Here is a 23,781-nt window from a genome sequence, read left to right on the forward strand (position 1 = left end):
CCCTACGGGTACATACCTTTACCGAAGCGGTTAAAGATACGTGCCACACCCTGAGTGAATATCATTGGCTCGGTCAGAATCGATAAACACAAGCAATCTTGCGAAGCCGATGTTTGCGGGGCGTGCTTCGTCTCACCGTCTTCTCGGATGAAATCACCCTGTGCGTAAAAGCCATTTTCATCGCTAAAGCTGCCGTGAAGCACTAACGTCGACTCAAAGCCCTTATGAGTGTGCTGAGGCACCTGTACCCCCTCACTGATATAAAGTAGGCTCACCTTACAGTCTTCGTCGAGGTCGATACTGGATGTAAACACTTTGCCGCCGTAACTCTTCCACTCGCCCATTCGCTCTACGAAGGGTTTGAGTGTTGCGGGCACTTTAAACGTCTTGCCGTTCACCTCAATCGAAGCGGCAGAGCGCACCTTCGGCTGGCTGTAATCCGCGTCTAGCGTAGTGATGTCGTTCATCATATTCTCGAACACGAGAGCTAGCTCATTGTCGGAAATGGCGCCCTCAGTACCGCTGGCAACCAAATCGTCGGCAGCCTCTTCCTCAAACTTGGCTACAAGTTGACGGCAGTGAGAGCATGTCTCTAAATGCGTTGCAACAGCAGCGGCGTGAGCTGAATCGATGTCGCCCGTTGCAAATTGCTTTAGTAATTCTTGTTCTGGGTGATAGCTCATACTATTCCGCCTCCATTGAATGTCTTAATTTTTCTACTGCAAGTCTGAGACGAGACTTCACGGTCCCCAGTGGTATATCGAACATATCGGCGACCTGCTGATGCGGTAACTCTTCTAAATAGACGGCTCTTACCACTTCCCTTTGAGCCTTGGGTAACTCTTCCATGAACTTCAATATCTGCTCCTTGAGTCGATCAGTCTCTGGAGAATAATGCTCGACAAAATCAGGCGGACAGTAATCGGTTGGCCAAATATCGTCGGCATGCACATGCAGCTCTTTGCCCTTTTGCTTTCTCAGCATGTCAAAACAAAGGTTCCTGGCAATGGTGTATATCCAAGTTGATAGAGAACTTTTGCTGCCGTCGAACAGATGCGCTTTTTGCCAAACCGTCGCCATGGTCTCTTGAACCATCTCGATGGCGACTTGCTCATTTCCCATGTGCTTGAAAGTAAACTGCTTTAACCTAGGGGAAAAGTAACTGAACACAGTGGCGAAGGCGCGCTTGTCACGCTGCTTTATCTTCTCCATACACTCTGCCCACTCTTGTTTGGTGAGCGCTTCTGGACTCTCTACTATCATGCTTATGTCCCTTGGGTTGATATGCCGTATTGCTCCATAACCATACATTTTACGCGATAAACTTTGTTAGCGATCACCGCTAGTTGCGCTTAGTGTCGCGTTTCTTCTTCAATGTCGCCCGCTTTGAACGCCTGAGTCAAAAAATCGACCGCGACAGAGCAATCAGGTTGAGTCACCAAATGTTCAAAATGATTACAGTCTAAAGGTAGCACCTCAAGCCAGCGCTGACTTACCCACGCCGCATCGTCGAAAAAGCGGTGCAGGTATAGCTCACCGATTTGTGGGAATTTCTTGTAGACATCTTGCAAACGCTCCCCGAGGAACTGATTTTCATCACTAAGCTCTGCCGTATCCCAACCTTCTAACCAATCTACCGTCGCTTGCCTTAACCCATCGTCGTCTGCTTCAACGTGCTTTACTCGAAACTTTTTGATACCAGAAACGGTTATGCCCAACATGCCGTCATCTAAAGTCTCGAAATCGACGATACTTACAAACGTTCCGACCGCGGACACATTTTTAGGCACCGCCCCTGCATCGCTACTGATTAGACAGACACCAAACCCAGATTCTCGTTTCAGACATTCAGTGACCATGCGTTTGTAGCGTGGCTCGAATATCCTCAAACGCATCTTCCCTTCTGGCAGCACCACCGAACGCAGTGGAAAAAGCATTATCTGTTTCATTTTCATTCCCTTTTTAACTACAGATGCTTCTACGCCCCTCAAAAACAAACCGATCAGCAGGACTTTGTTAACTAGATAGATCAGTTGTTAACCATTCACAACACAAAATTGACTATTTTGTGTACGTTTTATAGAAGTTCCCTTGAACCTTTCTTATTTGTGATGTCAATCACAAACTTTAGTAAACGTTTGCGATGTTGCACATTTACTTTGCGACACAAATCGCTATCATGCCCACCCATCGGATGAATTCGCACGGAAAGCGATCAATTTACAGTACAACTTGAAGAGTAGTTCTCACTATGCGCAAATCACTTTTAGCTCTTGGCGTTGTTGCAGCAGTATCTGCAGTGCCAGCTTCAGCAGAATATCTATACGGTTTTGGTGGTGTTTATCTTGATCACCAGAGCTGGAACCACGGTCCTAACGCTATCCAAGATGGCCAAGACGGTAAAGGTCGTAACCAATTCGTTCTAGGTATCGAAGGTGGTGCAGGTTTCACTTGGGGTGAGCTATACGGTTTTTACGATCGTGAAAGCGTAGAGAAAAACTCTTCAGAGCAGAAGAACTCTTTCAAAGGTACTGCACACGTTTATCTAGGTGATTCTGGCGTATCTCTATACGGTCAGGTTTACCACCACGACAACCCAGCGCAAAGCGAAACTAACCGCGTTCTAGGTCTTGGCTACACTGCGCTTTCAGGTGACAACTGGTTCTTCAAGCCATGGGTTGGTGTTCATGACATCACTTCTTGGGATTCATTCTCTCCAAACCAGAATGTGAACGGTAACAACGGTTACATGGCTGGTTGGACAGCGCGCTACGCGTTCAATCTAGGTGGTCAAAACTTCTCATTCGTTAACTGGAACGAGATCGAGTTCGACCGCAACGACGAGTACGCTCAAAACCAAGGCGGTAAAAACGGTCTTAACGGTGCATTGCTATTCAACTGGCACGCAACTGAGCACCTAACTGCTGCTATTCAATACCGTTACTTCAACAACAAACTTGGTGTATACGGCTCATCAGGTAGCAACCAGCAACACTACGGTGACGCTATCATCTACCGTCTACAGTACAACTTCTAATTCTCTCGGTATTAGATGTTCGAAAAAATGGCGCTCAGGCGCCATTTTTTGTACCTAAAATTCGCTTACGAAGCTTTCGACCAACCTAGCTAACTTTGCTATCCTTCTCGCTTCACTCATTACTCGTAGATAATTGTGAACATTACCATTCTAGGTCCTGGTGCCGTTGGCTCCTTGTACGCTTACAAACTTCATCTCGCTGGCCATTCTGTTTCTCTGTGGGGACGCACACCGTCTCAAAAAATCGAGATAACTCTCGATGATGAGGAAAACATAGCGTTCAATAATCAGAGCCTTGAAGATCTAAAACACTGTGATCTTTTGATTGTTACCTTAAAAGCTTGGCAGGTACAAAGCGCGCTACTGCCGTTACTGACTCATCTCGATAATGACGCCATTATCCTGTTTTTGCACAATGGAATGGGCACGGTCGATACACTAACAGATGAACTGACCGAGCGACCTGTACTACTGGGTACCAGCACACACGGTGCGCTCAAGGTGAATGCTAATACCGTTCACCACACGGGAAACGGGCAAACACTCATTGGTGCTTGGAACGAAAAAGGTCAACAGTGCCAGTTTGTCGCTGAGGTATTTGACCACGCTTTTGCACCGACGCATTGGCATAGCAATATCCAGCAAGCGCTATGGACTAAACTGGTCATCAACTGTGCCATCAATCCATTGACCGCAATACTTGACTGTCGCAATGGTCAACTAATAAACGAAGAGTATCGAGCACAGCTAACTGGTATCGTTGAAGAAGCCGTTTTTTGCGCGAACTTCGATGGGGTCAAGTTAGAGGCATCTACGATGCTCGACACCGTTGTGAATGTGGCACAATCTACGGCACAAAACTACTCGTCTATGCACCAAGACATTTATAATAAAAGACAAAGTGAAATCGATTTTATCAACGGTTATGTGGTCAATATTGCTGCAAAAAACAAAATCGATGTACCGAATAACTTATCTCTGTATCAAAAAATTAAGCAAATAGAAGCGAGCTGGAGTCATCATGACTAAAAAGGTACTTGTCCCTATCGCCCCAGGCACAGAAGAAATGGAAGCCATTACCATTATCGATATTATGGTGCGCGCTGGTTTTGAGGTTACCGTAGCTAGCGCCGACTTTGATGGCGCATTAACGATGAAAGCCTCTCGAGGAGTAACCCTAACCGCTGACTGTAAGTTAGTTGATGTGGCCGACGATGAGTTCGATGTTATCGCATTGCCCGGCGGCGTCGGCGGGTCTGAAGTGTTTCGTGACAGTACACTACTGGTCGAGATGGTTCGCCAGCACAAGTACGATGGAAAACTCATGGCAGCTATTTGCGCCGCGCCTGCTCTTGTTCTGCAGCACCATAAGCTTTACCCAGATGCCTTGATGACTTGCCACCCAAGTTTCAAATCCCATGTCCCTGAAAACCGTTGGCGTGACAAGCGCGTCACCATGGACATCAACCACAACCTGATTACCAGTCAGGGTCCGGGTACGGCACTTGAGTTCGCGGTCGAAATCATTATCGCCCTTTGCGGCAAAGAAAAAGCCTGGGAAGTGGCTGAGCCTATGGTGACTAACCCAACCCTGCATTACCACAAGATGGGAAAAAACGATGCTTGATATGCAGTCTATCCGCGCTCAGTTTCCGGCTATCGACGGAGAAACTGTCTATCTGGATAGCGCAGCCACCACTCAAAAGCCACAAGTCGTCATTGATTGCATCACTGACTACTATCGCAATCAAAATGCCAATGTCCATCGAGGCTCTCACTCACTCACAGCGATGGCGACAACACGATTTGAGAATGCTCGCGAGACAGTTGCTCGCTTTATCAACGCTGACAGTGCTAAAGAGATCATCTGGACGCGTGGCGCAACCGAAGCCCTGAACCTCATCGCTCAAACGTATGCGCGTAGCACGCTAAAGCCCGGTGATGAGATTCTGGTGTCTGAAATGGAGCATCACGCGAACATCGTCCCTTGGCAGATTGTGGCTGAGCAGACGGGCGCGAAAGTGGTAAAAGTGCCTATCGGGGAACAGTGCCAGTTTGACTTAACCGCATTCGACTCGCTGATTAATAGCAATACCAAAATTGTCGCTGTCGCACAGGTGACCAACGTAACTGGTACCGCACTGCCAATCAAAGATATCGTCGCCATGACGCGTGCGAAGAGTCAGGCGATTGTGATCGTCGATGGCGCTCAAGGTATTGTCCACCAGCCAACCGATGTTCAAGACCTCGATGCGGATTTTTACGTTTTCTCTGGACACAAGCTTTACGCACCTGCGGGTATTGGCGTCCTTTACGGAAAACTCGCTATCCTCGAAGCGATGCCACCCTGGCATGGCGGCGGTAAGATGGTTGAAAAAGTTTCGTTTGAAGGCACAACTTTCAGTCAACTACCAGGGAAGTTTGAAGCCGGCACGCCGAATGTTGCGGGAGCACTAGCGCTAGCTTGTTCGATAGAATGGCTTGATCAATATCCTAATAGTCAGCTCGAGCAGCACATTCATCAGCTTCAACAACTTGCCTTCGATGGATTAAGTCAACTCGACGACATAGAGATCATCGGTTTTCAACCCGGTGCGAGTGTCATCACCTTTGTCATGGATGGTGTTCATCACCAAGATTTGGCGACGCTACTGGATCAACAAAACATTGCCGTGCGCGCAGGTCACCACTGTGCCCACCCGTTGATGGATGCGCTTGGGGTAAAAGGTACCGTTCGCGCCTCCTTTGCTATCTACAACTCGGTGGAAGACGTTGAAAGATTTGTCGCGGCAGTAAAGAAAGCCGTCGATATGCTCTAGACATATCACTTAGCGGGACATAAAAAAACGGTGAGCACTCGAGGCGTTCACCGTTTTTTTATTGGTATCGTATGCGCTAGAGTTCGCTCATTGCTCGCTCGCGAATGGTTTCCACGATGGCTTGCAGACCATTGCCTCGAGATGGGCTGAGATGATTGATAAGGTTTAGCTGCTCGAAGTAGTGTGGCAAGTCAAATTCAGCGATTTGCTGTGAGGTTTTACCATTAAACGCGGCAAGTACAATCGCAATCAAACCACGAACGATACGCGCGTCAGAGTCTGCTTGAATGTCCCAGTGCCCACTTTCACAGTTAAGCACCAACCATACAGAGCTTTCACACCCCGATACCAGCACCTTTTCTTGCTTTAAAGCCTCTTCCATGACAGGAAGCTTCTTACCCCACTGGATAACCTGACGATAGCGATCTTCCCAGCCTTTCAGCTCTGCCATTACAGCAACAACATCTTCTGCGTGAATTTCAGTACCAAACGGATTGCTTGCCATAATCAGCCCCTACTTCGCTGCGTATTTTTGAAGAATTTTTTCTACGATGCGAGATACCGCGACAAAGCCAAAGGTCGCCGTTACAACGGTTGCCGCACCGAACCCACTCGCACAATCCATACGCTTAGGTCCTTCAGCGGTTGATTTCACGCCACACACGCTGCCATCCGCTTGTGGGTACTTCAGCTGCTCTGTTGAAAATACGCAATCAATGCCAAACTTTCGAGCGGGGTTCTTGCTGAAGTTATGATGACGTCGCAGGGTATCTTTGAGCTTTTTCGCTAATGGGTCTTGAATCGTCTTGGTTAAATCCGCGACCATGATCTGAGTCGGATCAACCTGTCCACCCGCACCACCAGTAGTGATCACCTTGATCTTATTGCTGCGGCAATACGCCAGCAAAGCCGCCTTGGGTTTGATGCTGTCAATTGCATCCAACACATAGTCGAAATCTTTAGAGATATACTCAGCAACGTTATCCGGCGTGATAAAGTCATCGACCAGATTCACTTTGCACTCAGGATTGATAAGTTTGACTCGCTCAGCCATCACTTCAATCTTGCTTTGGCCCACCGTACCCGACATCGCATGGATCTGACGGTTAATATTGGTGACACACACGTCATCCATATCGATGAGTGTTAGCTCTCCAATCCCCGTACGCGCCAATGCTTCTACCGCCCACGATCCAACACCACCAATACCGACAACACAGACATGTGCCGCTCGTAAGATATCGACCTCGTTGTGACCATAAAGTCGACGAGTGCCACCAAAGCGTTGGTTATAGCTGTCAGAGGCTGGTTGGTTCAGTTCGCGCATGGGTTACCTTGCATTTTCCGAGTAAAAAAGAAGAGTGCGATTTATACGCACTCTTTTAGAAAAGATCAACTACGGCAGAGACTCCAGACGCTAATTCGTCGCAGGGTCAGCCTGAGGGGATTGGGTTTCTTCTGACTCGCCCCAAGGATTTTCCGTTGCCGAGTTCTCAAGCCCTAACTTCCATACTCTGCCAAAGTGTTTGTAGTGTCCCGCCTGAGTGCCAGCAAAATCGCCTATACCGTGGTAAAGGTCAAAGTGATTGCCTTTAACGGCACCACCAGTATCGAGAACAATCAGCAACCTCAGTTCATGTGCACCGCTCCATGTTCCATCTGCATTTAACAGAGGAACCTCAGCTAGGATTGGCGTCCCCATTGGGAACGCAGAGCGATCGCCCGCGACCGACGCCATCGGCAATAAAGGAATGCCTGCAGTGCCGCGCACTGGGGCAGCGTCTAATGACTTAAAGAACACAAACGACGAGTTTTCCTCGAGTAGTGCTTGTACCGTTTTTTCATCTTGCTTCATCACCCAGTCTTTGATCGCTTTGAGTGACATCTGCTCTCTTGGCACTTCTCCACGTTCGATAAGCACTCGGCCAATGCTCACATAAGCTTTGTTGTTCTTACCTGCGTAAGCGAAATATTCTAGCGTGTCGTCATCGCCAAAGTGTACAAAGCCACTGCCTTGTACCTCCATGATGAATGGGTCGATAAGATTGTCTGCATAGCCAAGTTCTAACCCTTGACCATTGAGCGCACCACCATAGATTTCAGCACGCGTTGGACACTCTTGTTGGCAATCTGGAAGTGAATAAACTGGGTACTTAAAGGTTTCGTCAGGCTTGTGTCTTAGCTCCATAACCGGAGAAAAATAACCGGTAAACAGCACATTGCCTTTATTATCTCCACCACCTAATTGCGCTGCTTGAACACCGTAGTTAGCAAGTTGCTTGGGGTCGCCGCTTTGAACCGCCCAGGCTTCAAGCTGTTCATAGAGTGGCTGATAGGTTTCCGCCATCGAAGGAGAGGCTTTGACCACCTCATCGGCTTGCGCAGCAAAGGTTTGAAAATTACGAGGCTTGTTGGATTCAATCTGCTCGGTTTTATTGAGAAGGCTAGTGAACTCTCCGTCCTGATATTGCTGCGCTCGTTCTGTTTGCGCACAACCAAAAACCAGTAAAACGGAAGCTAGAGGCAAAATACGTTTGATCAAGTTAGTCATTCCTTATGTATCGTGCTTTCAGAATGGCAAACTCTATAATAAATCGCAATAAAACCGAGGGTTATCTCAGGTCTTTTTTGTGTTTTCCTGACAAAACAAACGTGGGCTTGTAGTGTGCTGGTGACAGCTGGCGAATTTCTGTCTTGTTTCGATCGAGAAACTGATAACGATATTCAGTGACGCCAACGTTAAACCAAAGCTCTGATGAAGAGATCTCAAATGACGTTGCCACAACTCTGTTATTGATCACCACCCGATTTTCTCCGAGCTCAAACGATTCTCTGGCAAACGGAGCGACATCTTTCTCCTGCCACAAACCATACACCGCCGCTTTAGGGTTAATCTGTTGATGAACGCGGCCAAATAGGTCCTGATACAGGCCAACCACCGCAAAAGTCCCCACTAGTGCGAGCAAGATTAATGTTCGCTCCAGCCATTTATTGGGTTTGACTGCGCTCTTTTGAGCCACATTCACGTTCACGCCGCTGACAATACTACTCTCTTTGCCGTCACTCATAATCTGCCTTCTTGTGCTTCCTTACTCATATTGTCACCTATGGTTTGCATGAGCAACCTCATCTCAACGGTTAATCAAAATTTTCCTTGCGCGATCTTGAATAAAAAGTCATTATTTAAACATAAATAATCCCAGAGTAATTATTGTGAAGATCCGTAGTACCGCCTTAGTAAAAGGATTTCGACAGTCCACTCCATACGTTAATGCACACCGCAACAAAACCATGGTTATCATGCTGGGCGGTGAAGCATTCACTGACAAAAACTTCACGAATATTGTGAGCGATATTGCGTTGCTGCACAGCCTTGGTGTCAAACTGATATTGGTACACGGCGCTCGCCCTCAAATTAATCAACTAGTCGAGAACAACGATTGCCATTGCCCTTATCACAAAGGGATTCGAGTCACGACGGAGAAGTGTCTCGACTACGTTATGCAGGCCACGGGACGTCTTCAACTTGATATCACCGCACGCCTCTCTATGAGCCTCAATAACACCCCAATGGCGGGCAATCAACTTAACGTGGTCAGCGGCAACTTCGTTATTGCTCAACCGCTAGGCGTTGATGATGGCATCGACTATTGCCACAGCGGTCGTGTTCGCCGTATCGATATTCAAGGCATTAACCAAGTTCTCGACCAGGGCTCTATCGTGCTGCTAGGGCCTGTGGCTGGCTCCGTGACCGGAGAAACCTTTAACCTTCTCTCTGAAGAAGTGGCGACCCAAGTCGCGATCAAATTAAATGCCGATAAACTGATTGGCTTTTGCTCTGAGCAAGGTGTACTTGACGAAGCAGGCAATGCCATTGCTGAGCTGTTTCCAAGCGAAGTCAATGAGCTTATTGAGAAATTTGAAGCCAATGAACTTGCTGACGAAGGTCAAAGCAGTGGCACGCTGCGCTTTCTGCGCGGTGCGCAGTCTGCGTGCCGAGCAGGTATTCCACGTTGCCACCTAATCAGTTACAAAATTGACGGTGCCCTTATCCAAGAACTGTTCTCTATCGATGGTATCGGTACTCAAATCGTCATGGCGAGTGCTGAGCAAGTCAGGCAAGCCGATATTGATGATATCGGTGGCATCTTTGAACTCATTAGGCCGCTCGAGGAAAAAGGGATACTGGTCCGCCGCTCTAGAGAACAACTCGAGCAAGAGATACACCAATTCACCATCATAGAAAAAGATGGCTTAGTGATTGGCTGCGCCGCCCTCTACCCTTATCTGCAAGAGAAAATGGCAGAGATGGCCTGCGTTGCCATTCACCCCGACTATCGTGATGGTAACCGAGGCGTATTATTACTTAATCATATGAAGCAGCAGTCAAAAATGAAGGGGATAGAGCATATCTTTGTGCTCACCACTCATAGCTTGCACTGGTTTAGGGAACAAGGCTTCTTTGAAGTGGGTGTGGAGTCGCTGCCGATGGCCAAACAGGACTTATACAATTTACAGCGTCGTTCGAAAATACTCTCCGTCACCGTCTAGTAAACTGCGCTCAGATTCCATTGATGACGACAATTGATTGTATGAAATCGATTGCCGTCATTAATTGGCACAAATTGTTTTACAACTCGCCAATAACTGTCTAAAATTCGTCCAAGTTACAGCAGTAAGTGTGACAGGACTCCCAAAAAGCAGCAAGCTGGCGGGCAGTGCAAGGATTGCTAGGTGAACACCAAAACTCTAAGAGTGACATCTATGCGAACAGTTATTTGCAATTCTATTCAAAGCTTCTGGGACATGGCAGAAAACCACTTCCTAGAAGGACACAATGTCCATTGTGTCTTCCCTGTATCCGAAAAGGTCAAATCACTAATGAAGGTTTACCAAGAGCAGTATCGGATCAACGACATCACCTATTCCGAAGTCTTTAACTAGACGTCGAGAGTGCACTACCATGGAAGGTAGGCATTGTTTCTCGCCTTACCAAACTACCCCAACCTCAGCGCTAACCCACTGTGCCTTAATGTCTTGTGACGAATACCTTTACCGACGACTTTGCCATCTGCGACTAAGGTAAAACGCGATTTCGCCCTCGTAATACCGGTATAGATCAGCTCTTTGGTCAACAACGGACTAAAATCAGCTGGCAAAATCATAAAGGTATGAGCAAATTCACTGCCCTGAGACTTATGGATGGTCATTGCGTATGCCGTTTCGTGCTCTGGCATTCGGCTTGGCAGTACTGACTTGATACTTCCATCAGGCAGTTCAAAGAACACTTTAAGCCTTGGTGTATCAGCACTAAAGTCCCATAAACAAATACCAATATCACCGTTATAGAGCCCAAGACCATGGTCGTTTTTTGTCACCATTAGTGGTCGGCCCACATACCAGAGCTCCTCACCACGGGGAATCAATCCGCGCTGTTTCAAGCGAGATTCCGTGCGCTGGTTTAGTCCTGTCACCCCAAAGTCACCATCACGAACCGCGCAGAGTAATCTGGCTTTTGCAAAAGCATTCAAAACCGAACGAGCTAGCGACTGTTGCCAATTCACTAACGCCTCGTGGCTCTCTAATGACTCACTCGCGGGCGAAGCATTTCTCGCATCCGTCAAGTAAGGCTGATAGGCGCGCACCAAACGATCGATGAGCTTTTGATAACTATCTCCACTTAGCGCCATCCACTCAATATCATCGAACCCTTTTTGCCAAACTTGCCCAAAGCCTCTGCTGCTCGCAGCGTTCACCTGCTTAGCAAGTTGTCCGATGCCAGAGCGCGCATCGAAGCGATAGCTTTTTTGCAGCACACATAAGCTATCTGCCAATGGCGAAACCGACGTTTTTGCCACCTCGCCACGCTGACAGTCAAACTGAGTAAGCGCACGGATACGCTCATTCTGTTTTGCACTGTATCCATGCGATGAAAAATCACAGATATCAGACAACACGGCCCCAGCCTCTACTGACGCGAGCTGATCTTTATCCCCCAACAATATCAGCCGCGCATGAGACGGCAGTGCATCCAACAGTCGATGCATCATCGGCAGATCGACCATGGAGGCTTCATCGAGCACCAACACATCCAAATGCAATGGATTGGATTGATTGTGCCTAAATTCAACTCGTCCAGGAATAGCACCTAATAAGCGATGCAGCGTACTCGACTCGGTCGGAATACTCGCCTTAAGCTCAGGGTCTAATGCCAATGAGTCAACGGCCTTACCAATAGACTCCGTCAATCGCGCGGCTGCCTTACCCGTTGGCGCCACCAGCTTAATCGTCGGCGACTCTCCCTGTTGATTCGCCTGATTGACCATAGCGGCGAGCAATTTGGTGACTGTAGTGGTTTTGCCCGTTCCAGGCCCACCAGAAATCACCGCAAAACGCCTAGTCAGTGCCACGGCCGCGGCCACTTTCTGCCAGTTGAGGCAAGCCGTTAGAGGTATCACGTTGTCTAGAGGCTGTAAGTCTGATGCTGAGCGCGCAGCACTTAAAGTACTTTCTACTCGCTCCAAATCTATGGCTTGCTCGTCTATCACATCGAGAAAGTCACACACGATCTGCTGGCGTGAGACCTGATTACTCGACCCTTTTGATTGATTGGCTAGCGCAGAATAAAGGTAGTGATACTCGCGCGCGAATAGCTGGTCAAGCATGGTCGCCGCAGATTGAATCTGCGAAGCTGAAAGCTCAATAGGCGTGGCCATGGCAAGCAAACGCTCGGCAATGGTCTGTTCGTACGCAAAATAGCGCTGCAAATAGAGACGATGATGCTGCCAAACTAAAGGCGTCACTGTCGCCAACTGTGCATTCTCTGCCTCAAGCTGGCTAATGGTTGATGCCTTATCAATGACTAGCGACCAATCAACCTTGGCAACTTTATCCTCTAGAGGGACTGCTGCCGCGCCGTAGAGACCTATCAAATCCGGTGAAGGCATCAACGCCTGCTCTGTGAGGTCACTGTCTAAGTTGACACATATGTGCCCCTGACCTAACTGAGCACTTACCAATGCCGCCAACCACATCACTTCATCAGCGTATTGGGTCTCTATCGAGGCAACAAACTTTGCAAATTGATAATCGAGTGGTCTAAGGCACTTCTTCGCCACTAAATCCTCGATCCACAGTGCGAACGTCCGGCTAGTCGTCATCAAAATCCAAGCCCCATTTGTTGATTTTCTCCATCGGTAGTAGCGTCAGTTTCATTACTCTCTGCGCTTTCCATACCTTGATTGTGAGAAGGTTGCGCTCCGAAAAACAGACCATCTAACGCCTCAATCATGGCTTTTGTTGGGCGAGCACTGAATATCCCCGAATCTGAATTAGGCTCAATACCTCGCAAGAATAGATAATAAACCCCGCCAACATGCGTGTCGTAGTCATAATTTGGAATACGTGTTTTCAAAAAGCGATGCAGAGCTAAAGCGTAAATTTGATACTGTAAGTCGTAGCGATGGTCGACCATGGCATGCTCAAGCTGTGAGCGTTGATAACAGCTCACATCATCGCCCAGATAGTTCGACTTCCAATCGAGTACAAAGTACTTACCTTGATGCTCAAACACCAAATCGATAAAGCCTTTAAGCATGCCTTTTACGGTATAGAAGCCAAGCTCATGAGCTTTTGCTGACAGGCTATCATGCCTTTGGATGACTCGGTTGAGGGATGGCGCATCCAAAACATCAATGGGCAGCAAAAACTCCATCTCAACCAAGCGCTTATCAATGCCCTTATCTCTTAAAAACAGTGCATCGCCATCCAATGCCGTGTTCATCACTTGATCCACCAGCTCTGTAAGTACAGGCAGCCACTCAGGGTCATACTGTTCTTTTTCAAGTAGCTCAGCAATGATTTGCGAGTTGCCTTCAGAGCCAGCAGGTTCAGTAAACTCAATCTCTTCAAACACCGTGTGGAGGAAGGTACCGGGCCTCGCTCCCTTCGGGAAATGGAAGATGGTTTTCTCTGGCTCTAGCAGTGGGTCAAGCTGCTCATCATCGGAAGAGTCAATATCCAAGCCCGACTCTTCTATAAAGACTTCATCGCTACTGCCATGGCTACTTTGCTTCACTAGGGCCGAGTAACTGGTGAGACGCCAATCGCGGTCAATGTCTTGCGTTTGCTCTTTCGCGCTTAGCTCTGAAAGCTCAGCTTGAGGCGCTTGATAGCGTGAGTCATCAGGCTCTGGCGGCGCTATCACCGCAATATCACCGGAATGGTTCGCCAGCTCAGCAAGCATGGCGCCTAGCTCACTGACACCGAGCTCTTGACCATTTTGAACCAGATAACCCAGCGCACTGTGATGAACGCCGGTTGGCTCTTTGGTTGAACGTCCATTTCTAAGCGGTGCGATACCGATAAAGCAAGCGTAAACGGCGCGGGTGAGGGCCACATAGATGAGTCGTAGGTCTTCCGCTAAGCGCTCTTTGTCTGCCTGAGCCAGCGCCTCTTTTGACTTTCTTAGATCGAGAGTGGATTGCTTAGCCTGCTCATCATAGTACTTCGCCTCCATCGCCTCACGATAACTGACAGCAAACGGCAAATAGACGAGATCGTATTCCAACCCTTTAGATTTATGTATGGTGATGATTTGAACGAGATTTCGCTCTGACTCGAGGCGCTGAATGTGGTCATCGCCCCCACCAAGACCTTGCTTGGCATCTTCAATAGACTGAGCAAACCAGCGCAGCAAGGCTGTATCACTCTCTACATCTTGTCGCGCCGCTTGCAGCAGCTCACCGAGGTGCAAATAGTCGGTCAGTAGGCGCTCACCCCCCACCGTGGACAATAATCGATTCGACATCTCACGCTTAAACAGCACTGAGCGCAGCATCGGCAATACGCCCCTCAATTGCCACAGCTGTCGGTAATCGCGAAATTCACCAACAACCTGCTCCCACAGGTTTTCATGATTGTTGAGGCCGTCTAGCTCATTTGCGGGCAGTGCAAATAGCTCAGATGCTAATGCCCCTTTTAACAGGCGCTCATCGTCTTGATACCATATCGCCTGCATTAAGCGCAGCATATCTTCAGCAACTGGGCTGCCAAACACACTGTCGCGATTGGATAAATAGACGCTGGCAATGCCTCGCTCCGCCAGAGCTTGTTTGATAAGTTGCCCTTCGCTACCGGTTCTTACCAGCACGGCAATATCACCCGCCTCGACCGGATGCTGCTTATCGCCATCCGCCAACACCACATCGCTGGTTTGCGATTCGGTAAGCACCATTTTGATGTGTTGCGCTGTTGCGGCAGCCATGTGCTGCTGGTAGTCACCTTTTGGTAGTGGCGCTTCCGCTTCTTGGAGCCAAAACTGCAGTGCTGGCTGCGCTTCGCCACTTTTTTGCCATTGGCGACCACCCGCTTTCGGGCTCGCATTCACAGGATAAAATGGGATATCGCTGTCATAAAGGAACGGCGAATCGGCGCGATCAAAAAGCGTATTAACGCTATTAACCATGCGCTCACTGGAGCGCCAGTTGGTCCCTAACGTGTAGTGATCAACCACCTGATTTCTGGCTTGAATATAGGTGAAAATATCCGCCCCACGGAAGCCATAAATCGCCTGCTTTGGGTCACCGATCATAAACCAACCACACTCTGGATGGCTTAAATAGACTGAGCTAAAAATCTGATACTGAAGCGGGTCGGTATCTTGAAACTCATCAATCATCGCAACGGGAAATTGAGTGCGAATTTTCTCAGCTAGCATGTCACCAGACTCCAGATCCAGCGCGGCTGAAAGCTGAGTCAGTAGGTCATCAAATGACAGCCATTGTTTCTGCTCTTTCGCGAGCGCAAGACGCGTCCGGCACTGATGGATCGCCATTGCCAACAGAGGCGTTTTTAGCTCAGGAGGCGTGGCCAAGAACGCTTCTATCTCGGAAAAAACGCTCATCGAAGGCGCTTCACCTTTCGGTGTTTTTTCAATCAGTATCGATTGAGAAAACTTCTCTAATGCACTTGGCAAACCATAATCAAGAGTCTCTTGCTGAGCCCAATAAGTAATGCCTTCAACCCAACTAGGAAGCGATTTTTTGGTGTAGCTGCGTTTATTCACATCGGATTGCGAGATACAAGGCACGACATCATCGGATACTGCCAACCAGTTCGCTTTTAACGTCTTGATTCGGTCTAGATTGGCTTGGTGCAAAGCGGCAATATCGACGCTGCCCTCAACGCCCTGCATGGTAATCGCAGGACCAGTTAAGTAACGGCTAATATCACTAAGCAGTGCACTCGGTGTCGCCCACAGTTTACGAACCTCTGATGCCATCTCTAGGTTCAATGGATAAAACTGACTTCGCCAAAAATCGGCAGCCACTTGAGCTTTTAGCCGGCTTTCGTCTGTCACAAACTCATTATTGAATCGAGCACCGGACTCAAAGGCGTTTTGCGTCAACATTCTCTGACAAAAGCCGTGAATCGTATACACCGCGGCTTCATCCATTTGCCTCTCGGCTTGAAGCAAGGTCTCAGTAGCGTATCTGTGGTCAGTCACCTCTTCCAGCAGCGGCTGGATAACAGGATCACTGCTTTCTCCGCGGGCAAAGGCAATACGTGCTTGATGTATGCGTGCACGAATGCGATCACGAAGTTCAGCAGTCGCCGCCTCAGTAAAGGTCACCACGAGAATCTGATCGACCGTGAGTGGCTGACGATGCTGACTGCCATCGTTACCGTGACCAAGCAGCAGCCTCAAGTAAAGACCCGCTATGGTAAAGGTTTTGCCTGTTCCCGCTGATGCTTCAATCAAACGAGCACCATGCAAAGGAAAGGTCATGGTGTCTAGGGCTGTCGGCTTTTTATTCTCTGGCTGCATGTTCAAACTCAACTGTGTGATCCAACGCTTAAAATCCAATTCAAAACAAGTAGATATAATTAATTAGTATGTAAGTTGCGATCTTATTCACGGATTTAATCACCCGCTACGCCTACTATTCTTCGCAGAAATACGGGTCCCTCTGACCCTCATCGGCCGCCCAGCACTCTCCCTACACACTATTATAAAGACTGGCGGCCACTCCCTCTTTGTCAGGTACTCTGCGAGTAATATTCCTCAGCACTCACACTCTTTGTTCTCGGCGCCTCTAACACCAAATGAGCCAACTGCTTGGCATCGTTAGCTAGCGCATCGCTCCACTCACTCCATACGCGAGAAATGTACGCGTTTTCCCCTTCACCTGTCTGCATGTAGCCCCCTACAAAACGTGCCTGCATTTTGCTGATCATTTTATCATCGTTAGGGCTCCATTGACCGCGACTGTAGTTGGCTTCGATACCTGCTAATGCGGTTTCTGGGAAATAACTCAACGGGCTATCTAAGCCATCGACAAACAGGCTGACTAACTGTGTTAAATAGTTCATCGCTTCATCTGCGGACATAACAGGGTAGATGCGGTGCACCACGCCCTCTTTTTTGTCGTATGCCAGCATGTGGGTGCGCGTCTGATGACCGGAGACCGAGACCAGCAGATGATCGATCCAGGCTGCCAGGTAATCACTGGCACGCAATCTTCCGCTTCGATAGCGGACCAGTCCGCTCTGATAGCAGTTGGTCACCCAACCTTGTAGGGTCACTGACACTTTTTTCAAAGGAATTGAGATATCGATTTCGATGCCGTCGAGTTCATTGGCTGTTAACGGAACTATAGCCTCAGCAAGGTCTTGGGTCTGAGCCACGTTAGAGGCAAACTCAAGCTCTCCGAACTGGTTCACAGGTAGGTAGCCCTGCGCTTTCTGCTGTGCTTTGAAATGAGCCAGCTTGTTCGCTTGATCTTCCGGCTCAATCAAGACATCCAGCAGCGATTTGCGTAAGCCAAAGCTCTCTAGTCCATTTAATGCAAACGGCTCTTCATCTTCGATACCCAATAAGCTTTCATCAAAGTTGACCTGCAGGCGTCGGTTGAACAGATACTGCACGGGCAAGCGCCAAAAACGGTGCAACTCAGAGAGATCGAGTTCGATTCTCTCCCCCTCAACCCTATCAATAGGATCTAGATGGAATGGCGCACTGGTTTGTTGTGCAGCGACTTGTGTGGTTTGCCATGCCGAAGGCAGCCACTCCGCTGCGTAGCTTTGAATACCGTACGTAGAATCAAAGTGTGCAGCACTAAAGGGCACCATAGGGTATTCATGACAAAGTGACTTAGTGAGTTTTGCTCCTGATGTATCCACATCGAGCGCCTCATCACCCACCAAACAATAGTTTTGCTCGCAGTATTCTAATAACTCTGAGACCAAAACAGAGGGAACACGTTCGGTATTGTCTTGAATTGAGCGTCCTACATAGCTGATATATAGGGTTTGCTGAGCGGATAACATGGCCTCTAAAAAGAGGTATCGGTCGTCATCGCGTCTAGAACGGTCACCTGGCTTGGTGCGTCCCGTCATTAAGTCAAAACTCTCTGGCGGTACACTTCTCGGATAAACGCCATCATTCATACCTAAGAGGCATACCGTGTTAAACGGAATCGAGCGCATTGGCATGAGTGTGCAGAAGTTTACCTGCCCCGCCAAGAATCGTTGACTGACTCGAGAGCCCGAGAGTTTATCTAGAAAATACTGGCGAATAATTCTTGGCGATAGCGACTCATCATAGCGGGCATCTGCAAGCTGCTCACTGAGCCCAGACAGGGTATCGCGAATCGACTTCACGACGACCTCGCCTTCAATATCGACGGCAAAAAAGTCATCCACCAGCTGGTTAATGTGTTGCTGCCAGCTTGATATCGACATAGTTTGAGTGAGTGCGCCGCGATAGTGTGCCAACTTGTCAATGAACTGCGCCAGTTTGCCTGCGGTTTCCGCCTGCATGCCTTGAGTCTGCTCATAAGGTGAAATACCTTCACCGCCCACCATTAAGAGTCCTGCTTGCTCGCTGATTGCATAGCCAGCTAGCATGCGTGAGATACCAAACATCCACGAGTTTTGCCCAAATTCTGGCAGGTCAAACTCACTGGCAGTGTGAGCATCGATCCCCCAACGGATTTGAGCCTCTTCGACCCACGCGCGTAAGGTTGAAAATTCATGCTCATTAATGTCGAAACGAGCCATAATGGCAGGCACTTCGAGCAGTTCCAACACTTCACTGCTGGTGCAGCGCAGCTCTGGCAACTGCAAAAGTTGATTGAACGCATTCAGCAACGGACTTTCTTTATCCGCCGTGCGGTCAGAGATCGAAAACGGAATATAACGCTCACCGGATGCATTACCAAATACCGCCTGGATAGCCGGACTGTAGGCGTTAATATCCGCCACCATCACAATAATGTCGCGCGGTTTTAGCTCTGGGTTCTGGTCAAACATCGCGAGCAGATTATCGTGGAGCACTTCCACTTCACGCATTGGGCTGTGGCAGACATGCACAGAGAGCGAGTTGTCCGATGCTTCGATGCAGGGTTTATGCTCAGAAGACAACAACAAGGTGTCATCTTGATGCTCGTCGAGGTTAAGAATATCCGCTTGAATATTTTGCAGTAGAGTATTGCGCTCGACTTCTACAAACGCCTCTATTTCATTCGATTCAAGCTGAGACAGCAGATACAAATTATCGCGACCTAACTTGCCCATCGATGCCAGTAAACTATTGCCGACCTCAGACAGGTGCAACTCGTCGTCAACGTTCGCCTCGATGTCACCTTTGAGCTGCTGCGCGAACGCCCAATCCCCCTCTTGCCAGTCTTGGCTAGAGACAAAGCTATCGAGGTCGCTCAGTTGCTTGCGTTTCGCCGCGGCTAATCGAGCAAGGTATTTTCGGTCGCGAACTTCTCCCCAATAGAAACGACAAGGGTTAGTAAACATTAGGTGAACATCGATGTGTTCCCCTAGCGCTTTTAACGCATCAAGGTAACGAGGTGGCAGCGAGGAGATGCCGAACACAAACAGTCGTTTGGGCAACTGGCTTAAACCGTGCGTCTTAACGTCTTTATTGCTTTCTAGCTCATCAATGAAATGTTCATAAAGGTTGGCGCGATGATAAGGCGATTGCTCGAGTGCCACGGTATGGTCATAAAGGGCTTGCCACAGTTTGGGTTGCCAAGGCTGCTCGCCCTCTAGCTCAACAACACTTTGTCCTGCTTCCCAAGTCGCAATCCACTCTGGGCGATAAACCAGATAACCATCATAAATATCGGCGATTTTTTCAGCAAGCTGATAGCGTTTGGAGGCGTCACTATCATCACTGAGATATTGGGCTAGCGGTGCGAAATCTGGGTCATCGAGATGTTTTGGCAACAGATGCATGATCTTCCACGTCATCGCTTCTTTATTAAAGGCGCTGCGTTTCGGCACATCATCGAGTACTTGAACAAACCTATCCCAAATAAAAGTCGCGGGTAATGGGAAGTCAATGTTGGCAGCAATACCAAACTCTTGTGCCAGCGCCATTTTAAGCCACTGAGACATGCCTGGGCTTTGTACCAGAATCTGTTCTTTCTCAAATGGGTTTTGAAGTGGGTCCAACTTGATGAGCTGAACCAATAAAGACTTGAGCACATCTATTTGATTTGAGTGGTAAACGGTGAACACCTGACGTCGCGCCTTTCGCTAATTGCCTTACCACAAGATTAACACAGTCCCTGTGTATTCATGTCCATTTAGACGCCTTATTTACTACTTTACGCTGGGTTACTTACTCCTTTGGGTAAATAAGCGCCAAGGTAGCGAAGCGCAACATAACTTACCACGACAGTCGCGATACCAAGTTCGATGTTCGCAATGGTTCTCACTTGGTTAATCATCTCTGCAGCTGCTCCTTGCGTCCCCATCCACGCCGCCAATTTGTATTGCGCCGTTGCACTAATGACCGTAGGGAATGTGAATGCGGCATAACCTGGGCTAAATGGCAGGCGAAGCAGTTTTAAAAACGCTAAATAGATAACCATGGTCATCAACACACCGATACCAAATAGTAGAGCAATGATCACTGGTGAAGGCTGCGTGGTCACCGTTAAATAGCCTGCAAGAGAGAGACTTGCTGGCGCTGCCATGATCGCAATCGTTGGTTTCGCTGCGTCTGGGATCTCATGTGTGAAGATCAAACGATAAATCATCGTTGGAAGCATCACAGCGTAGGTCGCCAAGCCAAAATAAAGAGTTGCATCGGCGACCCACTGAAGACTTGGGTTACCAGAAAAAGATACGTCCGCGACCACAAGACCCACTGGCGGAACAAACCAGCTTGGTACCATGTGGTGAAGCTCAAAGTTACGGGCTCTGTGATAAACAAAGCTCGCTAAGAACACAATGTGCAGCGCCACAGCACCTAACCAAATGCCATCACCTAGAATTGGAAAGAACTGTCCAACCGAGTTAGAGACCACCATTGAGCCCATCGCAAAAGTTGGCGCAACGCTTCCTACTACTGGATGTGCAAGCTCTTGGCGTAGCGAGTGATTGTGGAACAAATACTTGTACGCAAGGATACTTAACAGCACTGTCGCAATTGCAGCCCCCGTCCATTGAGCAACATGATGGAATGGCAGTGCATTCTCCCAACACCATCCTAAACTTGCGATACCAAGAGCTAGACCTGCCATTGGAGTAGGCGCGCCCTTCACTTTGTTGTGTGCTCTTCTTACGGTAGCAATCATTTTAATCACCTCAAATAATCAGTTGCGCTAAGTGTAAACCCAGCTTAAGTTTACATACATCAAATTTTTTAAGGTCGACGTTAAGACAAACTGAACATGAAGCCGCATATCTCCCTAAAACAGCTCAAAGTCTTTGTGGCTGTCACTCAACACCAGACTCTAACCGCCGCCTCTGAGACCCTGTTTCTGTCAAAAGCAGCCGTCAGTATGTCCTTGAGTGAGCTAGAAAAACAGATAGGTCATGCCCTGTTTGACCGCGTTAACAATCGCTTAGTTATCAATCAAGAAGGTCAAAAACTTCTGCCTCTCGCCGACGAGCTTTTATGCCGTAGTCGCGATATAGAATCGCTTTACAGCGATGAGCAAAGTTATCGAGGCATACTTCGCATCGGAGCCAGTGATACGGTTGGCAACCAAATGGCACCATTCCTTTTGAGTGACTTTCGCGAAGCTCATCATCACAAATCTCAGCAGCTGTTCATCTCAAATACTGCGTTGATTTGCCAAAAGCTTATCGATTATGAGTTGGATATTGGTCTAGTCGAGGGCAAAACATTGCACCCAGAGTTGGATAGCCACCCGTTCAGTGAAGATGAAATGTGCATCGTGACATCACCAAAGCACCCGCTTGCTAAGCAGCAACAAGTTACGTTGAGTGACCTTGAGAACAGTGATTGGATTCTGCGTGAACCTGGGTCAGGTACTCGCGAATTCTTTCTACGCACCGTCGCGCCAAGGATCGAAGTCTGGCATGAAGCCTTCGAGCTCAACACCACTGAAGCCATTATCAACAGCGTGTCCGCCAACTTAGGCTTAGCTTGTCTGTCGAAACTTGCCGCGCAAACCGCTATCGACGATGGAAGACTTCATGAGGTCCCTATTTCATTGGATATGAAGCGCCGTTTTTGGCTATTGGTTCACAAAGAAAAGTACCAGAGCCCTCTCCTTAAACGTTTTATTGATTTCTGCCAAGGCTGGGACGACAACAACTCGGATAGGATTTAGGCAAACAGGTCTCACTTTTGCGCCCGCGACTGGACATTAGGATCTGGCATCTGTATAAACAGACAGTATTATACTTTTCAAAATTGAACTATCTAGAGGATTAACCATGGCTGTAATCGTCAAGTACGTGGTGGAACGCAACGGAGAAGAAAAGATGACTTTTACCTCTAAAGCAGAAGCTGACGCTTATGACAAAATGTTGGATATGGCGGATGAGCTGTTTTCTCTGCTAGGTGAAAGCAACCTTATCGAAGACGAAGAAAAGCAAGAAGAGCTATCTTTGTATCTTGCACAGCGCAAAGAAGAAGTGCTATATGCACTGGGTGCGAAACGCAAACCGACACCAAAAAAGCCAAAAGTGGTTAAAGCTGTCGACGAGCCAAGCGAAGAAGAAGACGCAGCTTAAGCACCTAGATGATTATAAAAATAGCCAGTAAGCCGCGAGGTTTTTACTGGCTATTTTGTTTTAAGCTCCTATGATTGAACTGTCCCGCTTTGCATAGCAACTCTAGGAATTTCAATTATATGAAAGAGCTGATTATTCATATTGTCACCGTGTTTATGGGCTTTTTTGCCATCATGAACCCTATCGCTAATACGCCTATTTTCTTGGGTCTTACCGGTGACGAAGATCGAGCCACCACCAAAGCAATCGCACTACGCTCAGTCTCGCTGGCATTCTTACTTATTACGATTTTTGCCGTCAGCGGGAAGCTTATCTTTGACCTGTTTGGTATCACCTTATACGCGTTGAGAATCACGGGCGGTATCTTAGTGTTCCTGATAGGCTTCAACATGTTGCAAGGCTCGAACAATCATGACTCCACTAAAAAAGCCGCCACTTCTGATGCTCAACAAAACGCCTCATTGAGTATTGCTGTCTCCCCACTGGCTATGCCAATTTTAGCTGGGCCAGGCACTATCGCCACCGCCATGAACTTCGCTACAACGGGCGGTATCTCAGAGGTGATTATCACCATTATCAGTTTCGGTGTGCTTTGTGCCATTACCTATTTTCTATTTATTTCAGGTGAGCGACTCGTGAAAGCACTCGGCCCTAGTGTGCTGTCTGTTATCACCAAAATGATGGGTCTCATTCTTGCTGTGATTGGCACACAGATGCTCATTGAGGGCATTCATGAGGCGATTTCTATCTTGGGAAAAGTGACATAATGCGTTTAATTGTTAGCGCATAGCGTCCACCCTATTTCTTAATAGGAAAAAACATCGCTAAAAAGACAAAGGGTATCGTTTTACAGACTTTTGTCGCTTTTGCCCTTTCATCTGCCGAAACCACTCTTTAAGATGATTACCAACAAAT

General features: G+C 48.1%; 20 protein-coding genes. 9 read left to right on the forward strand and 11 right to left on the reverse strand.

Translation table 11 applies throughout. The annotated features are described in order from the left end of the window. Nucleotides 1–2: 2 nt before the first annotated feature. The 3 genes from J4N45_RS14690 to J4N45_RS14700 form a co-directional block, all read right to left on the reverse strand. Nucleotides 3–683, reverse strand: a complete 681-nt coding sequence (locus tag J4N45_RS14690; RefSeq protein ID WP_252012148.1) for a ChrR family anti-sigma-E factor — start codon at nt 681–683, stop codon at nt 3–5. Nucleotide 684: 1 nt separating this feature from the next. After that, the gene (locus J4N45_RS14695) at nt 685–1,263 is read right to left on the reverse strand and encodes an RNA polymerase sigma factor (protein ID WP_234495369.1); all 579 of its coding nucleotides are present in this window, start codon (nt 1,261–1,263) and stop codon (nt 685–687) included. 89 nt (nt 1,264–1,352) lie between these two features. Further along, nucleotides 1,353–1,949 (reverse strand): LON peptidase substrate-binding domain-containing protein, encoded by a 597-nt coding sequence (locus J4N45_RS14700; RefSeq protein WP_252012151.1) that lies wholly within the window; start codon nt 1,947–1,949, stop codon nt 1,353–1,355. 302 nt (nt 1,950–2,251) lie between these two features. Between J4N45_RS14700 and J4N45_RS14705 the strand changes: the two genes are divergently transcribed. The 4 genes from J4N45_RS14705 (at nt 2,252) to csdA (ending at nt 5,856) form a co-directional block, all read left to right on the forward strand. Continuing rightward, nucleotides 2,252–3,037 (forward strand): outer membrane protein OmpK, encoded by a 786-nt coding sequence (locus tag J4N45_RS14705; protein WP_252012153.1) that lies wholly within the window; start codon nt 2,252–2,254, stop codon nt 3,035–3,037. Nucleotides 3,038–3,172: 135 nt separating this feature from the next. Beyond that, entirely contained in the window at nt 3,173–4,066 is an 894-nt protein-coding gene (panE, locus tag J4N45_RS14710) for a 2-dehydropantoate 2-reductase (RefSeq protein WP_252012155.1), read from the forward strand. Next, nucleotides 4,059–4,664, forward strand: coding sequence for a DJ-1 family glyoxalase III (locus tag J4N45_RS14715; RefSeq protein ID WP_128649992.1), 606 nt, complete (start codon nt 4,059–4,061; stop codon nt 4,662–4,664). Before panE ends, J4N45_RS14715 begins: the two co-directional genes overlap by 8 nt. After that, nucleotides 4,657–5,856: a cysteine desulfurase CsdA gene (gene csdA, locus J4N45_RS14720; RefSeq protein ID WP_252012157.1), complete on the forward strand. Its 1,200-nt coding sequence runs from the start codon at nt 4,657–4,659 to the stop codon at nt 5,854–5,856. The genes J4N45_RS14715 and csdA overlap by 8 nt, the downstream gene beginning before the upstream one ends. Before the next feature lie 76 nt (nt 5,857–5,932). On the opposite strand, the gene csdE is transcribed toward csdA, so the two are convergent. The 4 genes from csdE to J4N45_RS14740 form a co-directional block, all read right to left on the reverse strand. Further along, nucleotides 5,933–6,361, reverse strand: coding sequence for a cysteine desulfurase sulfur acceptor subunit CsdE (gene csdE / locus J4N45_RS14725; protein WP_252012159.1), 429 nt, complete (start codon nt 6,359–6,361; stop codon nt 5,933–5,935). 9 nt (nt 6,362–6,370) lie between these two features. Beyond that, complete coding sequence (tcdA, locus tag J4N45_RS14730) at nt 6,371–7,183, reverse strand: tRNA cyclic N6-threonylcarbamoyladenosine(37) synthase TcdA (protein ID WP_252012161.1); 813 nt, start codon at nt 7,181–7,183, stop codon at nt 6,371–6,373. 90 nt (nt 7,184–7,273) lie between these two features. After that, the gene (mltA, locus tag J4N45_RS14735; protein WP_252012164.1) at nt 7,274–8,398 is read right to left on the reverse strand and encodes a murein transglycosylase A; all 1,125 of its coding nucleotides are present in this window, start codon (nt 8,396–8,398) and stop codon (nt 7,274–7,276) included. A gap of 70 nt (nt 8,399–8,468) precedes the next feature. Next, on the reverse strand, nt 8,469–8,924 hold the full coding sequence (locus tag J4N45_RS14740; RefSeq protein WP_252012166.1) for a DUF2850 domain-containing protein: 456 nt from the start codon (nt 8,922–8,924) through the stop codon (nt 8,469–8,471). A 145-nt stretch (nt 8,925–9,069) separates the two neighbouring features. Between J4N45_RS14740 and argA the strand changes: the two genes are divergently transcribed. Then, nucleotides 9,070–10,407, forward strand: coding sequence for an amino-acid N-acetyltransferase (argA, locus tag J4N45_RS14745; protein WP_252012168.1), 1,338 nt, complete (start codon nt 9,070–9,072; stop codon nt 10,405–10,407). A gap of 213 nt (nt 10,408–10,620) precedes the next feature. Next, nucleotides 10,621–10,800 carry a hypothetical protein gene (locus J4N45_RS14750; protein WP_042477542.1) on the forward strand — a complete coding sequence of 60 codons (180 nt, stop codon included), beginning with the start codon at nt 10,621–10,623 and terminating at the stop codon, nt 10,798–10,800. A 53-nt stretch (nt 10,801–10,853) separates the two neighbouring features. Here J4N45_RS14750 and recD read toward each other — a convergent pair whose 3' ends face one another. From recD to J4N45_RS14770, 4 genes are all read right to left on the reverse strand, one after another. Then, complete coding sequence (gene recD / locus J4N45_RS14755) at nt 10,854–13,016, reverse strand: exodeoxyribonuclease V subunit alpha (RefSeq protein WP_252014700.1); 2,163 nt, start codon at nt 13,014–13,016, stop codon at nt 10,854–10,856. Next, nucleotides 13,016–16,684, reverse strand: a complete 3,669-nt coding sequence (gene recB / locus J4N45_RS14760; RefSeq protein ID WP_252012170.1) for an exodeoxyribonuclease V subunit beta — start codon at nt 16,682–16,684, stop codon at nt 13,016–13,018. The genes recD and recB overlap by 1 nt, the downstream gene beginning before the upstream one ends. A 212-nt stretch (nt 16,685–16,896) precedes the next feature. After that, complete coding sequence (recC, locus tag J4N45_RS14765) at nt 16,897–20,391, reverse strand: exodeoxyribonuclease V subunit gamma (RefSeq protein ID WP_252012171.1); 3,495 nt, start codon at nt 20,389–20,391, stop codon at nt 16,897–16,899. A gap of 89 nt (nt 20,392–20,480) precedes the next feature. Next, entirely contained in the window at nt 20,481–21,455 is a 975-nt protein-coding gene (locus tag J4N45_RS14770) for a TDT family transporter (RefSeq protein WP_252012172.1), read from the reverse strand. Nucleotides 21,456–21,551: 96 nt separating this feature from the next. Here J4N45_RS14770 and J4N45_RS14775 point away from each other — a divergent pair, with 96 nt between their 5' ends. The 3 genes from J4N45_RS14775 (at nt 21,552) to J4N45_RS14785 (ending at nt 23,633) form a co-directional block, all read left to right on the forward strand. After that, a complete protein-coding gene (locus tag J4N45_RS14775; protein WP_252012173.1) occupies nt 21,552–22,460 on the forward strand; it encodes a LysR family transcriptional regulator in 909 nt (302 codons plus the stop codon). A 106-nt stretch (nt 22,461–22,566) separates the two neighbouring features. Next, nucleotides 22,567–22,866, forward strand: a complete 300-nt coding sequence (locus J4N45_RS14780) for a YebG family protein (protein WP_042477541.1) — start codon at nt 22,567–22,569, stop codon at nt 22,864–22,866. 119 nt (nt 22,867–22,985) lie between these two features. Continuing rightward, nucleotides 22,986–23,633, forward strand: coding sequence for a MarC family protein (locus tag J4N45_RS14785; protein WP_128650179.1), 648 nt, complete (start codon nt 22,986–22,988; stop codon nt 23,631–23,633). The last annotated feature ends 148 nt before the right edge of the window (nt 23,634–23,781 follow it).

Origin of the sequence: Vibrio sp. SCSIO 43140, from assembly GCF_023716585.1 — a bacterium.
GTDB lineage: Bacteria > Pseudomonadota > Gammaproteobacteria > Enterobacterales > Vibrionaceae > Vibrio > Vibrio maritimus_B.